Origin of the sequence: Xenorhabdus griffiniae (assembly GCF_037265215.1) — a bacterium.
Lineage (GTDB): Bacteria > Pseudomonadota > Gammaproteobacteria > Enterobacterales > Enterobacteriaceae > Xenorhabdus > Xenorhabdus griffiniae.
Map to the genome: position 1 here is coordinate 4,255,438 of NZ_CP147737.1, position 15,814 is coordinate 4,271,251.

The 15,814-nt window shown below is 41.3% G+C and carries 14 protein-coding genes and 1 pseudogene; 8 read left to right on the forward strand and 7 right to left on the reverse strand.

Annotated elements, in window-relative coordinates; translation table 11 throughout:
• Positions 1-13: 13 nt before the first annotated feature.
• Positions 14-2,911 (forward strand): valine--tRNA ligase, encoded by a 2,898-nt coding sequence (locus WDV75_RS19390; protein WP_273570990.1) that lies wholly within the window; start codon positions 14-16, stop codon positions 2,909-2,911.
• Positions 2,912-2,985: 74 nt separating this feature from the next.
• Here the strand turns inward: WDV75_RS19390 and WDV75_RS19395 are convergent, their stop codons facing one another.
• The 7 genes from WDV75_RS19395 to WDV75_RS19425 all read right to left on the reverse strand — a co-directional run bounded on the left by WDV75_RS19395 (position 2,986) and on the right by WDV75_RS19425 (position 10,137).
• The gene (locus WDV75_RS19395) at positions 2,986-5,184 is read right to left on the reverse strand and encodes a peptidase domain-containing ABC transporter (protein WP_273570989.1); all 2,199 of its coding nucleotides are present in this window, start codon (positions 5,182-5,184) and stop codon (positions 2,986-2,988) included.
• A complete protein-coding gene (locus tag WDV75_RS19400) occupies positions 5,156-6,427 on the reverse strand; it encodes an HlyD family secretion protein (RefSeq protein ID WP_273570988.1) in 1,272 nt (423 codons plus the stop codon). The genes WDV75_RS19395 and WDV75_RS19400 overlap by 29 nt, the downstream gene beginning before the upstream one ends.
• Entirely contained in the window at positions 6,408-7,310 is a 903-nt protein-coding gene (locus WDV75_RS19405) for a hypothetical protein (RefSeq protein ID WP_273570987.1), read from the reverse strand. The genes WDV75_RS19400 and WDV75_RS19405 overlap by 20 nt, the downstream gene beginning before the upstream one ends.
• 17 nt (positions 7,311-7,327) lie before the next feature.
• On the reverse strand, positions 7,328-8,506 hold the full coding sequence (gene xyeB / locus WDV75_RS19410) for a cyclophane-forming radical SAM/SPASM peptide maturase XyeB (protein WP_273570986.1): 1,179 nt from the start codon (positions 8,504-8,506) through the stop codon (positions 7,328-7,330).
• Positions 8,507-8,573: 67 nt separating this feature from the next.
• A complete protein-coding gene (xyeA, locus tag WDV75_RS19415) occupies positions 8,574-8,729 on the reverse strand; it encodes a XyeA family cyclophane-containing RiPP triceptide (protein ID WP_273570985.1) in 156 nt (51 codons plus the stop codon).
• A 371-nt stretch (positions 8,730-9,100) separates the two neighbouring features.
• On the reverse strand, positions 9,101-9,436 hold the full coding sequence (locus WDV75_RS19420) for an AzlD domain-containing protein (protein WP_273570984.1): 336 nt from the start codon (positions 9,434-9,436) through the stop codon (positions 9,101-9,103).
• Positions 9,433-10,137 (reverse strand): AzlC family ABC transporter permease, encoded by a 705-nt coding sequence (locus tag WDV75_RS19425; protein ID WP_273570983.1) that lies wholly within the window; start codon positions 10,135-10,137, stop codon positions 9,433-9,435. Before WDV75_RS19425 ends, WDV75_RS19420 begins: the two co-directional genes overlap by 4 nt.
• 213 nt (positions 10,138-10,350) lie before the next feature.
• On the opposite strand from WDV75_RS19425, the gene WDV75_RS19430 reads away from it, so the two are divergent.
• The 7 genes and pseudogenes from WDV75_RS19430 to WDV75_RS19460 all read left to right on the forward strand — a co-directional run bounded on the left by WDV75_RS19430 (position 10,351) and on the right by WDV75_RS19460 (position 15,812).
• Positions 10,351-11,118 carry an amino acid ABC transporter substrate-binding protein gene (locus tag WDV75_RS19430; protein WP_273570982.1) on the forward strand — a complete coding sequence of 256 codons (768 nt, stop codon included), beginning with the start codon at positions 10,351-10,353 and terminating at the stop codon, positions 11,116-11,118.
• Between the two features lie 163 nt (positions 11,119-11,281).
• Complete coding sequence (locus WDV75_RS19435; RefSeq protein ID WP_273570981.1) at positions 11,282-11,989, forward strand: amino acid ABC transporter permease; 708 nt, start codon at positions 11,282-11,284, stop codon at positions 11,987-11,989.
• Complete coding sequence (locus WDV75_RS19440) at positions 11,967-12,731, forward strand: amino acid ABC transporter ATP-binding protein (RefSeq protein WP_273570980.1); 765 nt, start codon at positions 11,967-11,969, stop codon at positions 12,729-12,731. Before WDV75_RS19435 ends, WDV75_RS19440 begins: the two co-directional genes overlap by 23 nt.
• A gap of 37 nt (positions 12,732-12,768) precedes the next feature.
• Positions 12,769-13,542 carry an amino acid ABC transporter substrate-binding protein gene (locus WDV75_RS19445; protein ID WP_273570979.1) on the forward strand — a complete coding sequence of 258 codons (774 nt, stop codon included), beginning with the start codon at positions 12,769-12,771 and terminating at the stop codon, positions 13,540-13,542.
• 258 nt (positions 13,543-13,800) lie between these two features.
• Positions 13,801-14,146, forward strand: a pseudogene (locus WDV75_RS19450) (type II toxin-antitoxin system RelE/ParE family toxin).
• 1 nt (position 14,147) lies between these two features.
• Positions 14,148-14,414, forward strand: a complete 267-nt coding sequence (locus WDV75_RS19455) for a transcriptional regulator (protein WP_273570978.1) — start codon at positions 14,148-14,150, stop codon at positions 14,412-14,414.
• A 423-nt stretch (positions 14,415-14,837) separates the two neighbouring features.
• Positions 14,838-15,812 (forward strand): methyltransferase, encoded by a 975-nt coding sequence (locus WDV75_RS19460; RefSeq protein ID WP_273570977.1) that lies wholly within the window; start codon positions 14,838-14,840, stop codon positions 15,810-15,812.
• The last annotated feature ends 2 nt before the right edge of the window (positions 15,813-15,814 follow it).

Below are 15,814 nucleotides of genomic sequence, written 5' to 3' on the forward strand. Positions count from 1 at the left end.
ATATCAAGACACAATGGAAAAGACACCCGCTACTCAAACGCAATCTGAGCCATCTCTCGATAAAACGTACAATCCGGCAGAGATAGAGCAACCCCTTTACAACCACTGGGAACAGAGTGGTTACTTCAAGCCGAATGGCGATACCAGCCGCGAAAGTTTCTGCATCGTCATTCCACCCCCCAACGTCACCGGCAGCCTGCATATGGGACACGCATTCCAGCAGACTATCATGGATACCATGGTGCGTTACCAACGTATGCAGGGTAAAAATACTCTGTGGCAAGCAGGGACTGACCATGCGGGTATCGCAACCCAAATGGTTGTTGAGCGTAAGATCGCGGCAGAAGAAGGCAAAACCCGCCATGATTATGGTCGTGAAGCTTTTATCGACAAGATTTGGCAGTGGAAAGCAGAATCGGGTGGCAATATCTCCAACCAGATGCGCCGTCTGGGTAACTCCGTAGATTGGGAGCGTGAGCGCTTCACTATGGATGAAGGTTTGTCCAAAGCGGTTAAAGAAGCCTTTGTTCGCCTGTATCAGGATGATCTGATTTACCGTGGCAAACGCCTGGTTAACTGGGACCCGAAATTGCGCACGGCGATTTCTGATCTGGAAGTTGAAAACCGTGAAGTAAAAGGTTCCATGTGGCACCTGCGCTATCCGCTGGCTGACGGCGTTAAGACTGCAGAAGGTAAAGACTACCTGATTGTTGCCACAACCCGTCCCGAAACCATGCTGGGGGATACCGGTGTTGCCGTGAACCCGGAAGATCCACGTTATAAGGATCTGATTGGCAAAGAGATCCTCCTGCCACTGGTGAACCGTCGTATTCCTATCGTTGGCGATGAACATGCTGACATGGAAAAAGGCACTGGCTGCGTGAAAATCACCCCAGCCCACGATTTCAATGACTATGAAGTCGGTAAGCGCCACAGCCTGCCAATGATCAATATCCTGACCTTCGACGGCGATATTCGTGAAGCGGCAGAAGTCTTCGACAGCAACGGCGAAGTTTCCGCTATCTACTCGACGGATATTCCTGCCGAATACCGTGGCATGGAGCGTTTCGCTGCCCGTAAAGCGATTGTGGCGGAATTTGAAAAACAGGGCCTGCTGGTTGAGATCAAACCTCATGACCTGACGGTCCCCTACGGCGACCGTGGTGGCGTGGTTATCGAACCCATGCTAACCGACCAATGGTATGTTCGCACTGCACCACTGGCAAAAGTGGCGCTTGAAGCAGTTGAGAACGGTGATATCCAGTTCGTGCCAAAACAGTACGAAAACATGTACTACTCCTGGATGCGTGATATTCAGGATTGGTGTATTTCCCGTCAATTGTGGTGGGGCCACCGTATTCCGGCGTGGTATGACGCACAAGGCAACGTTTATGTTGGTCGCGATGAAGAAGAAGTTCGCCGCGAGCACAATCTGGGTGCAGATATCACCCTGACTCAAGACGAAGACGTACTGGATACCTGGTTCTCCTCTGGCCTGTGGACATTCTCTACCCTTGGCTGGCCTGAGCAGACTGACGCGCTGAAAACCTTCCATCCAACGGATGTTCTGGTCAGTGGCTTCGACATTATCTTTTTCTGGATTGCCCGCATGATCATGCTGACCATGCACTTCATCAAAGATGAAAACGGCAAACCACAAGTGCCATTCAAAACAGTCTACATGACTGGCCTGATCCGCGATGAAGAAGGCCAAAAAATGTCAAAATCCAAAGGGAACGTTATCGACCCTCTGGATATGATCGATGGTATCTCGCTGGAAGAGCTGCTGGAAAAACGTACCGGCAATATGATGCAGCCACAACTGGCAGAGAAAATCCGCAAGCGTACCGAAAAACAGTTCCCGGAAGGCATTGAAGCCCACGGTACTGACGCCTTGCGTTTCACTCTGGCCGCACTGGCTTCTACCGGTCGTGATATCAACTGGGACATGAAGCGCCTGCAAGGTTATCGCAACTTCTGTAACAAACTGTGGAACGCCAGCCGTTTCGTGCTGATGAACACAGAAGGCCAAGATTGCGGCCAAAACGGTGGTGAAATGTCGCTGTCACTGGCAGATCGCTGGATCCTGGCAGAGTTCAACCAGACCGTTAAAGCCTATCGTGAAGCGCTGGATACTCACCGTTTCGACATCGCCGCTAACATTCTTTATGAATTCACCTGGAACCAATTCTGTGACTGGTATCTGGAGCTGTCCAAACCGGCAATCAACAAAGGGACAGAAGCCGAAGTCCGTGCGGCTCGCCATACCCTGATTGAAGTTTTGGAAGGTTTGCTGCGTTTGGCACACCCAATCATTCCATTTATCACTGAAACCATCTGGCAGCGTGTGAAAGTGGTCAAAGGTATTGATGCGGATACCATCATGCTGCAACCGTTCCCTGAATTCGATCAGGCGAAAGCAGATGAATTGGCCCTGAACGATCTGGAGTGGATCAAGGAAACTATCATTGCCGTGCGTAACATTCGTGCCGAAATGAACATCGCACCAAGCAAGCCACTGGAAGTTCTGCTGCGTGATGCAAATCATGATGCACAACGCCGTGTCGCTGAAAACCTCAATTTCATTCAGGCAATGGGGCGTCTTTCTTCTGTTACTGTGTTAGCAGCAGAAGAAGAAGCACCTGTTTCTGTCACCAAACTGATCAATGGGGCTGAAGTGCTGATCCCAATGGCTGGTTTGATTAATAAAGATGCAGAACTGGCGCGTCTGGATAAAGAAATCGAGAAGCTGGATAAAGAGATCAGCGGTATTGAAACCAAACTGGCTAACGAAGGTTTTGTCAGCCGTGCACCCGAAGCCGTTGTTGCCAAAGAGCGCGAACGCCTGGCGACCAACAATGCCGCAAAAGAAAAACTACTGACGCAGAAAGAGACTATCGCTGCACTGTAATTTTTCTTAGTTGAAATTTGTTCATATAAGCCACTGTGATTAAGTTTGCAGTGGCTTTTTTGTCATCCGTTTTTTCAATTTTCGTCATATTCAAAATGATCCTGTCTTACGTGCCCTGTTCCAGTCTTTCTTTCAAATTTGATAAAGGCTTTATCTTTTAGGTTATATATTCGATCCGCGACAGCAATCGTTTCTGGTCGATGAGCTACAAAAATGCGAGTAATGGACATCTGTTTTACAGCTTCGTTTATCTTTCGTTCGTTAAAAACATCAAGGTCGCTGGTAGCCTCATCAAGAAAGAGGATCCGCGGTCGCTTATAAAGAGCTCTGGCAAGAGACACACGTTGCTTTTGTCCTCCTGAAAGAATACTTCCCATATCACCTATCATAGTTTCATACTGCATAGGCATAGCCATAATCTCGTCGTGTATTGCTGCTGCCTTAGCGCATTCATATATCCATTCAAGGTTGGGCTGAGAGTCAAAGGAGGAAATATTATCCATCAAGGAAGCAGCAAAAAGTTTATCATCTTGCATCACAAATGCTGTGTGTCGGCGATATTCGTCAATACCAATCTGTCGTATGCTGATACCATCAACCAGCACATCCCCTGACTGAGGAATAGCCAATCCGGCCATTATTTTGAGAAGAGTTGATTTACCACAACCCGACGAGCCTATTATCGCTATGTTCTCGCCGGCATTAATCTCCATATCGATGTCTTTAAAAATGAATGGTTCAGCTTCTCCATAACGATAGGAGAGACTATTAAGTGTTATCCGACCCGCTACGTTATCAAGAGATACTGAATTTTTCGGGTACCAAACACTTTCGGTTTCTGCTGTTGCAACGTCTGTAAGGCGATCCGAATGTATTGATATAAGACGAAAGTTAAAAAGCGAATTTACCACCTTAATAGAACGGGTTAGGAACATATCAGCGTAAAGCATAAAGGCAAATAGAATACCTGTTGTTATTGTACCTTGCTCCATAAGATTACCCCCAAAAAATAAAATCACCGCTGATGAGAATCCTGTAAGAAACCCTGATAAAGTTTGATTTATGAGGTCTATCTTAAATAAATGAGTCCGAGCATTAGCCGTCTCGATCACCTTATTAAGCCACGCCATACGACGATTTTCTGTCAGGGCAAATACCTTGACACATGCCACATTTCGTACTGTCTCAAGGAAATGAGATGACTGCCGTGCCTCATTGGTAATTGCTTCGACTCTTGCGCCTTTGTATGTGTCATAAAGGGCAAGTTTTACTCCGAGATAAATAGAAGCGATGAGCAGTGAAATAATGGCTAAGAACGTACTGTAACAGAGCATCAGAGCAACCAACGCCAACAGGATAAGTACATCAAGTAAAGAAGTCAGCATCTCTGCTGTGAAGGCTTCCTTGATCTCATTAAGTGACGTCAGTCGTGAGACGATATCTCCCACGTGACGCTTTTCAAAAAAAGTTAACGGTAGGCTGAGTAATCGGTTAAAAAAACCAATACTCCACTGTATTCCCAACGAGTAACGCATTGCCATTAACGTCCAAGCTCGGATGATACTGAGAACCGCTCGGAGGATAAGTAGAAAAATAACACCAATGACAATCAAATTTAACATTTCGAAATCACTGGATCGCAGAACAATATCAATAATAAATTGAGAGCTGAGAGGGATTGAAAGGGCCAATGCCTCAATAAAGAGCGACAACAAAATGGTTTTTAACAACGTGTTTCTAAGTCCTGCCACTTCTTTGAACATATCTGTGATTTTTATGCTCTCCCCCATTTTCCGCTTTTGAAAATCAAGTCGTGGCCATACTTCCAGAACTATCCCTGTAAATTTATTTGATAATTCTTTCAGAGAGATCGTCCTTTTCCCTAAGGCAGGATCATGAATGACAGCATTTTTCTTTGTAATTTTTTTTAACACCACAAAATGATTAAAAGACCAGTGCAGGATACATGGGCACCTGACGCATCTAAGTTCCTCAAGCTCAAGACGCATAGCTCTGGCATTCATATTTATTCTTCCTGCTGCCGTGATAAGCTGCCTTAATGACATACCATTACTCGACACATCGAAAATCTTTCTCATACTGTAAACATCAGTCACTCGATCGTACCAAGTCGCAATCATGGCCAGACATGCCAATCCACATTCTGTTACCTCTGTTTGCATGATTACAGGGAGTTTTTTGGTAAAAGACTCAAAAAAGCCACTGATTTTATATTGCATATTTTTATTGCGTCCTGTCGTTCGCTCGTTCATATATTCTCTTAACTGGCATAAAAAGCCATTCGTAAATCTTTCTGGTTTTTACATATATCTCTGTCTCTACTTTCATACCCGGCAGAAGAGACATACTTTTTTGCCGCCCAACCATAATCGGTTGAACCATTATCCGAAAAAGTCCCTTATCTTTACTTTCGCCGTTTGCCTGAGTGGATGGAGAGATATTTATTGGTGCTTCTGATATTGTCTCTATGACACCTAAAATTTTTCCATACCATTGATATGGGTATGCAGCTACTCTCATCTTTACTTGTTGTCCATCAGCTACATCACCGAGAGAATCAGATGGAGAAAGCAGCTCAATTTTTGGAATTGCGTTCTGGGGAATAAGTACAGCAATTTGCTGGCCTGCTTTTACCCTCTCACCTTTATGAACCGTCACGCTGGTTATCATTCCATCAAATGGTGCGGCAATTAAATATTTTCTTTGTCTTTCTGTATTCAGAATCTTTTGCTCTATGCCAGCAATTTCAGCTGTAATTGATTTCCTCGTGGAGTCTGATTCCTCGTCGATGGTCGATATTTTTTTTCTCAAATCCAACAACTCCCCTTGCAAGGTCATTAGCTTTACTCTTGCAGAGGAAAGATTCACCGTAGCGAAGTAATAATCTTTCTTCCTATCTATAAATTCGGCATCAAGTGCTAGACCTTTTTTTTTCAACTGTTCATAAAAGCTGAATTTCTTTTCGAACCATTTCTTCTGCTCCTCCGAATTTTTTATTAAGATATTCACGTTTACTATTTCTTGCTCTTTATTTTTTATCTTTTCAAAAAGATAGCTCTTATTTTCCTTAGCTTCGCTGGTAATAAAATTAATCTTTTCCAAAAATATATCTCGTTGCTTTCTCAAACGCTGTTCTATTTCAAAGTTAGTCGCACCAAGATTAGTTTCAGTTTCATTACTCACAGAAAAAATGACTTCACCTTGCTTAATTAATTTGTTTTCTAAAGCTGCTGATTGAATAATTACACCATCATTTTGCGCAATTAATGCTACCGCCGGAGGATCATAAACGACAGTACCGGTGACATTTACTCTTTCGCTATAAGAGCCAAGTGTGATTATTGAGATAATAAAAGTGAAAGTTAGCATACCTGTCAGAAGACACATGGAGAGGTTTGATGAAATATCCAGACAAGATGCACCAAGCCATCCTTCTTTTTTATGTTGCAGAGCTTCGGAACGATAGATTAAATTTTCATTCTTTTCTGTACTCATCAGAAACAAAAACCTTCTTATTTTTAAAATCTATAATTATTTTTCTATTTCTAAGGAAGCTGTTTCCTATAATGCCATCAATTTTTCCCATATGTTGAAAATTTCCATCAACAATGACTGCGCTAAACTGCTCCGATTTTCCAGTTGTCGATTTCATTGTTAGCATTGTAGCTTCACATCCTTTGTTATCCATTTGCGGATTAACCGAGAGACAGCTTATAGGTGTATAAGACTTAAGTCTCTCACGCCATATTATAGATACTGTAGCTCCCGTATCCAGAATCACATGGTATTTATGGCCGGATTGTTCGACATAAAACATCATTCCTTCAGAGGATATTTGGAAAGGAAATTCTGTAAAACCTTTTGGAGTCTTCTTCTTTTTACCAGTAAAACTATCCGCTATAGTTAATGTATTAGATATATAATCCAGTGTTATCTGTCTATCTTTAAAAGCACCAAGACCTACAACAGGTGTATTTGGTAATTTTCCTTTGTTATAAACCAATAGCCCCCATTGCTTAAATGGAGTTACGATCACATCTTTAAAGATCATATTATTTACGTTCAGAGAGCGAGCAAGATACTTTATATTATCCTGAGTTTTTCCAGTCAAATCTTTACTGTGATAAGTATTTTCTTTTTTAAGTCCTTTTATTTTATTTATCTGAAATTCATAAAGGTGAAATCCCATAGAGGAGCCGGTATCAACCATTGCATATACTGGCTGACCATCAACTATAAATGTTGAATAAGGAACAGAATATTCATCAAAGTTCAGTTTTAATGTTACGGATTTTTTTATATTAGCAAGGGAACTTTCTGAAAATGTGGCAAGAGAAAAAAATGAAAGAATTGCTAACCAATAATTAAATTTTACCATTGTTGGATCTCACTTTTTTATTTTTGGATATTTTCTATTATTGTCTCTTCACTGACACCAGCCGCAATCAGGTGTGATGCAGCGCGACTAAGAAAAAGCCTCATTGATAGACAAAACACGGTCTTATTATGGAAACGATTGGCTCGTGAGAAGCGATTTACCAGACGACCACCATGACAAATTTTACTCCACACACAACCACAACAAGCATCAGGTAGTTCGTTGCTCAGCAAAAGATATTCTTTGACATTAGGTGATTCGAGTACACTTGCCAGAGTCAACTCGCTGACATGACCAATAGCACTGAATATCTGATCAGAGGTTGAACGCAAAGTATCATCAACACGGAGTTGGCCGTCTGCAGTTACTGTGAAAGCATAAGCAGATTCGACATTAGCGCTCATGCCAAGAACACGGCTAAACTGATTATTGAGCATCGTACCAAGGTATGTATTAAATATTCTAATGAAAATTTTTGGCTGACCATCAGCAAACCATGCATCAAGTGCCTCATTAAGGAATCGACCAATACCCTCGACGTCAATGCTATCTGCGTGTTGATCATCGGGTATGAGGAAATCGAAGCGCTGGCATTTGAGTTCCTTCGTGAAGTGGCGATAAATTTCCTCCCCATTTGCTTTAGCGTTTGCTACAGAAAGAATTCCTGGCTCTCCCGAAAGGCGCCCCTGTGTCCACGCATTCTGGAGCATACGCAGACCGTTAACTGTACCTTCATAAGTGCTTTTCCCTTTTCTATCCAGCCGATATCGATCATTTATATGTTTTGGACCGTCTATCGATACACTTACATGTATTTGGTGTTTTTCAAAAATTGAGATCCATTCATTATCAATCAGAGTACCATTGGTCTGTAATGCCAGCACTAACCGAGAACGGCCATAGTTGCCCTCACGAAGAATTTCACACATTCGGTTGAAACGTTCCTTTTTCATCATCAGAGGCTCACCACCATGAAAATCAACTTGAATGACTTCGATCTCGTTTTCTACTACGGAACGCTCAAAGAATTCTCTCAGTGAAGCAACCGTATCGAGAGATATAACTGGAGCACTATCGGCAGCCAAAGTGTTCCCCATGTTGAATACATAGCAATAAGTACAGTTGATATTGCATCTTTCACTAATTTTAAGAATTACCTCAAGATGCTTGACTTTCCCATCTTTTACAATCGCCATTATCATTCTCTCTATGTAGAAAAAGGAGGGGGAAATTTCCCCCTACTATGATTTACTAAAAGCTTTATTAAAAAGATTTAGACCAGTTTGCAAAAGCATTCACCCAACCACCTGAAACTGTATCCAGCAGACTATCGACAAGTTCTTTGCGCTGTGCTTTATTCTTATCTGAATTAGTTAATTGGGTTTTGTTTTCTACTATTTCACGTTGTAATTTGCTCATGATATCTCCTTATTTTTAAATTAGATGTCATGCCGAAACTCGCGATGACTCTGGGAGTATAGCCCCAACAACTTACACAAATATTAAACAAAATGTTAACCATTGATATACCATTTAATTACAATAACAATTATTTTATAACATAAAGGCATTAAGTTTCACGGTGACGCACTATCCTGTCATTTTTTATTGCCTTAAAAAGAATAAACTGTCACTAAATATTGCTCACTTAGAAATGAATACTTTGGTGATAGTTTAAATAGGTTTTCATAATACTAAGCGTATCAGATGTTGGAATTCCTTACCCCGCACGGGGTAAGGAATACTCCTATTATTTTGAAACGCTATTTAACCAGAACTCAGATACCCTCTCAGGAATAAAACAACCACTGCATCAACATAAAAAACAGCAGAGAAAACCCTAAACTCTTTAAGATTGAATGCGTATATTTACTGATAAAATAAGCCAATACTACCGTAATCAATGCAAATAGATATTTAATATTAAATTGTGCAATTAATTTACTTAGAGTCAGATTATTCAATGAAATATTAACGATAATCGTCCCCAGAATAAAACAGATGGCATAATCCAGCGCAGTAATGAGAAAACGCTTTCCCTTTAATAAGCGATTATCATTCATCAAAAAAGGGGCAGCCCTTAATATAAAACTGATTAATCCCATCAATACGATCAACAGCATCATAATCTTCTATCCTGTCTGATTTTCTGTTCAATGAACGCAATCCCTATCCCACATAAAATTGGGACTATCAGATCGATTAATTTCATATCCACTTCATTCAATAACGGTGCACATAACCCACCCATGACCGTTGCCAGAACAGACATATCCTTGCCTGAACGCCTGGCAGTCAAGGAGGAGAAATGGACAGGAACCAACATCACGAGGAACAGCGAAAAGGAATCATAATCCAGATATTCGGCTGAAATATACCCCAACAACGTGGCACAGAAGGTGATCACAAAACAGGGTACAGCAACGCCCAGATAAAAATGAAATTGGGATTTCCCATCCGTGATATTTTCCGCAGAGAGATGTGCGTGCGTCACCGTATAAGTGCTAGCGCTAAATCCTAACATCGACAGCAAAATATTTCGCTTAGGGATGCCACGAAAATATTGCGACATCACCATCGCCATCAAGAAAAAGCGGAAGTTAATCAGCAATGCCAAAACGATAACAGAAAGTATCGCCCCGTCAGTCAGATAACCAACTGCAGCCACTTGTAACGGTGCGGCATATATCAACAATGATCCGACCAACGTTTCCATTAATGGGATACCGTGACTTTGATAAAGCGCACCAATTGAAGTAAAAATAAAGAAAAAAGAGATACAAACAGGTAAAGCATCAACCATGCCTTTCCGAAAGAGTGAATTCAACACTTGGCACCTATGTTAGCGTTATATTTAGGGTAACTGAGAAGCTGATATAGCTTATGATAAATATAATTAAACGATAATCAATATGCCCCTAATTTATCAGCAGTAACATCAGGATATGATATAACTTTATTTTATATATAAGGCTTATGATATTACCGCTATAGTAAAAATAATTTAAAAAAATAATTCCCTTTTGGAGAAATAGATAACATGAAAGCCGTACTAAATATATTATTAGCGGGCATTATTCAATTGGGTTTCACCCACTTCTCTTATGCACAATCCACCCTTGATAACATTTATTCCACAGACATATTCAGGATTGGGACTGAAGGCGCTTATGCCCCATTCAGTTATCATGACACCTCTGGAAAACTGACCGGATTTGATGTGGAAATCGGCCGTGAAATCGCATTTCGCATGAAAGTGCAGCCCGAATTTATTGAAGGTAAATGGGATGGCTTGATTGGTGGGCTTGATGCTGGACGTTTCGATGCCGTGATGAACCAAATCGCTATTACACCGGAACGCGAGAAAAAATACAGTTTTTCCCTGCCTTACGTTATTTCAGAAGCTGTACTGATTACCCGAAAAGATAACAACGATATTAAGACATTTAGCGACTTAAAAGGGAAAAAATCGGCACATACCTTGACCAATAACTTTGCCCAGATCGCCAGACATTATGGCGCCGACATTATCGGCACGAATGGCTTTAATCAGGAAGTCGATTTGGTGAGCACAGGCCGTGCAGATGCAACAATCAACGATAAACTTTCTTACCTCGATTACAAAAAACATCGCCCGGATGCTCCGGTAAAAATTGTTGCCGCAGATACCCAGGCAGCACAATCTGCTGTGTTATTACGTAAAAATGACATTGAATTAAAAACCGCAGTAGATAAAGCGATTACTGAGATAAAAGCGGATGGGACTTATCAACGTATCTGGGATAAATATTTCGCCGAAAGCGACTAATCAATAATGAAAATAAGAGCCTAATGGAATAGGCTTTTAAAATAAATCTTAGGTTCTAAGCTATAACTTTATTGTATATAGAGTTCACCTTTTCTTACCATATCATCATTAAAACAACCCTATAAAAAATAAACATATTTTTAATATCTATCAGGAAGGTTCTATGACCCCATCATGGCTCAATTTAGCGTTGGATTCTCTATGGCCGATGATTTACGCCGGCCTGACATTCACTATTCCCCTCACGCTGATTACATTCGTACTTGGGATCTCATTGGGGTTTATCGTTGCTTTAATTAGGCTATACGGCCCTAAACCACTGGTTGCTATCGCTCGGTTTTACGTCTGGTTGATTCGCGGTACGCCTCTGCTGGTTCAGTTATTCTTGATCTTCTACGCCCTGCCCAGTGCAGGCATTACTTTGGACGCGTTCACCTCTGCCATTATCGGCTTTACCCTAAATGTCGGTGCCTATACCTCAGAAGTGATCCGTGCCGCACTAATTTCGGTTCCCAAAGGGCAATGGGAAGCATCTCACTCTATCGGCATGAGCTGGTGGCAATCACTGCGTCGGATTATTCTGCCACAGGCGGCGCGGGTTTCGATTCCTCCCGTGTCCAATACCTTTATTTCGCTGGTAAAAGACACCTCTCTGGCTTCTGTTATTACCGTGCCAGAAATGTTTCTGGCGGCACAGCGCATCGCTGCTGTCACCTATCAACCGTTAATCCTGTATACCGAGGCCGCCATTCTTTATCTCCTTTTGAGTTCGGTATTATCGGCACTGCAAGTGCGGTTGGAAAAGAAATTCGCTCAGCAAAACAGCAGCAACCATAAGGAAGCCAAAAATGATTCAGCTTACCAACATTGAAAAAAGTTTCGACGGACAGAAGGTGCTGAAAAATATTAACCTGACGATTAAAGAAGGCAGCCTGACGGCACTGATTGGCCCTTCCGGTAGCGGTAAAAGTACCTTGCTGCGTTGCATTAACCTGTTGGAGATCCCACAGGCTGGCAAGCTGGAAATTGGCAAAGAGCAGATCACTTTTACGGGTAAGGAGAGATTGCCGCATCGAGAAATTCAGCGTTTTAGCCTGCAAACCGGCATGGTATTCCAGAATTTTCAGCTTTTCCCGCATCTGACTGTGATTGAAAACATTATGGAAGGGCTGATTTGGGTACAGAAATGGCCCCGCGAACGCGCCAGAGAACGGGCGTTGGCGTTGCTGGAAAAAGTCGGCTTATCCCACAAAGCGGATGTTTGGCCAGCCACACTGTCAGGTGGTCAGCAGCAGCGTGTGGCCATCGCCAGAGCAATGGCTCCTTCCCCCAAAGTGCTGCTGTGCGATGAACCGACTTCGGCGCTTGATCCCGAATTATCGAAAGAAGTCGTCTCGGTTTTGAAGCAATTAGCAGGAGAAGGCACGACCATGTTAATGGCAACGCATGATCTGCGCCTGGCTGCTAATCTTGCTCATGATGTCGTATTTCTGGAATCTGGTGAAATTATTGAATCGGGTACGGCAAAAACCCTCTTTACCCGCCCCAGTAAGGTGCGAACTGTCGAGTTTATCTCAACCCTGACAGAAACCTTACCGGATTGGGAAATATAGCGAGCAGTCACGTACATTATTTATTCGGAGAAACACGATGAAAAAAATTTTGAATTTATTACTGGCGAGTGCGACTGCCCTTGCTATTTCTGCCCCTGGCTATGCCGGCGAAGATTTTGATGCCATCAAAGCCTCTGGCATCTTTAAGATTGGCACGGAAGGCACTTATCCTCCTTTTACTTACCACGATGCCAGCAATAAATTAATCGGCTTTGACGTGGATATCGCCCGGGAAATTGCCCGACGTTTGAACGTCAAACCTGAATTTATGGAAGTTAAATGGGATGGCTTGATTGCCGGATTAGATGCTAAACGTTTTGATGCGGTTATCAACCAAGTCGGCGTCACCCCCGAACGGGCAGCGCAATACAGTTTTTCCATTCCTTATACGACTTCTCAGGTTGTGTTGATAACCCGTAACGATAACAGTGATATTAAAGCCTTCGCAGATATTAAAGGTAAACGCTCAGCCCAATCATTGACCAGCAATTACGGGCAACTGGCAACGTCTTACGGCGCAAGTTTGGTCAGTACAGATGGCTTTAACCAGGCCATTGATCTGGTCGCGACCGGACGCGCTGATGCCACACTCAATGATCGTCTGTCATTCCTTGACTTCAAAAAACAGCGCCCTAATGCACCGGTAAAAATTGTTGCCCAACAAACCGATGCGAGTAAATCTGCCGTCTTGCTGCGTAAAGGGGATGCGGAGTTACTGGAAGCAGTGAATAAGGCTCTACAAGAGATAAAGGATGACGGTACGTATACCCGTATCTCTGAGAAATATTTTGGCGTAGATATTTCCAAATAAAATTTTCTTTGCTTGAGAATATGGCGTTGTTTTTTCCAAGGTGCCGTAAGACCCCGTTCTTCATACGCTATCACACAAGGGCGGGGAGACTACTATTCTGACGTAGTCTCCCCGCTCCCAGGCATTTGTCGTAAGTTATTGTATTAGTCGTCTAAACTACGTCTCAATTTCATAAATGACTTAATTATTATAGGTTACAATCTCTACTAATTATAGACTATGATCTATAAAATAATATTGCATATATAGAGAGTCAGTGTGTGGGAAATAATAACAACAACATTATTTGACCAATGGTTTAATGAACAATCTGATGAGCTACAGGAAGATGTTTTGGCTGCTATGCATGTACTGGGAATTAAAGGACCAATGTAGGACGACCACTAGCTGATAATTTGAATGGCTCACACCAAATATGAAAGAACTACGGATACAACATGTTGGCGAGCCAATTCGAGCGTTTTTCGCTTTTGATCCGAATCGCAGTGTGATCATTCTTTGTGCTGGTAGCAAGGCCGGGCAAAACCAAAAATTGTTCTACGAAAAGATGCTCAAGATTGCTGATAAACAATTCAAAATTCATTTGGAAAAATTGGAGAAATAACATGGCTACATTAAAAGAATTGGTGGACAAACGCAGTCCAGAAAGCAGAGGTAGAATTAAAGAGAAAGCAGCAGAATTACTGCTTGAAACACAACTTTATCAAATTCCTAAAAATTTGGGGATCGCACAATCGTCAGTCGCTGCTATTGAGCAACGTGGAAATGAACTGAAAATATCCACGCTGAAAAAATATATTGAATCTATGGGCGGCGAAATGACACTAGGTGTTAATTTACCTAATGGTAAATCAATGAGTTTTTCCACTTAAAAATAAGTGCGCCTGTGGTCCCACCTTGTTAACACTAGAATCCAATTGGTTAATACTCGCAATTTTTAATTATTTCCCTTCTTTAATTCAGATTAACCATACCAATCTAACTTCAAGATACGTGTGATTTTTCCCCGCTTAGCGGGAAGAAATCAGGTTTTATATCGTGTTGTAAATTGCAACTTGAAGTTTAATGCGTATATGTTGCCGAGAGATTCTCACTTCAATTCCATACCTTAAAATATCTTATACTAAAATCAGTATTAAAAAACAACACCACTCTCGCAGATCACCATTATTTATTAATGTTAATTAACATATTTAAACACACTAAAGCATTTAACAAAACTCTATAAAAATTTATAATTCGATTTATTTCACTGAAACCTAAACAACCTACAAATGAGTTAAGGAAAATAAATAATGCTATCAGAAATGACCACTGCTTATCGTAAATCTAACGCATTGTTTGCTTTTGTAGAAAGCAAAGCACCACTATATTTAAGTACCCAAGATGGAAAGACTCTGGAACAGCTTGCTCAACTATGCCATGTTTCCCAAGATAGGTTCCATCGGCTATTGAATTATATGCAATCTCTTAATGTATTAATAAAAAAAGATGATAAATTTTACCTTACAGAGCAATGTTCATCACTAAGTGATCCAAACAGTCTTGAAACACTACATGTAAAATTCGAATTAAGTCCAATCAGCTGGAACGCCTGGTCACAATACAGTGCTTCCTTAAGTAAAACAAATAGTAAATCGGCTTTTGAACTGAGTCATCAAGAGAAATTTTTTGACTATTTAAGTCATGAACATAATAAATCGCTTAAATCTACTTTTGATCATTTAATGACAAAAATTACCGACACAATGAATAAACATATTATTGAGCACATTCCCCTAAATGGTATTTCTTCAATCATGGATGTAGGAGGAGGTCAAGGCTCTTTAGCCAAAAATATAAAAATGCATTACCCACATATCCAATGCCACGTTATGGATCAGTATGATTTTACTGAACGAGAATCAGAAGAAGTCACTTTTATCAATGGCGATTTCTTTTCCTCTATTCCATCAAGATATGACGCTTATTGCATGAAAAATGTTTTGCATAATTGGCCAGATAATCAAGCCATTGATATTCTCAGGAATTGCCATAAGGCAATGGGTAAAGATTCCGTTTTATATATTATCGATATGCTTAAAGATCAAAATGATGCAGAGGCAGAGTCATTTGATTTACATATGGATATCCTTTTATCAGGTAAAGAACGGTATCAATCAGAATTTGAATCTGTAGCAAAACAAGCCGGACTCTCTATCACAAATACCTATAACCTGAATTTTTCCCTAACGGGAGGCAGCCAATACATTATTGAAATGAAAAAATAAAT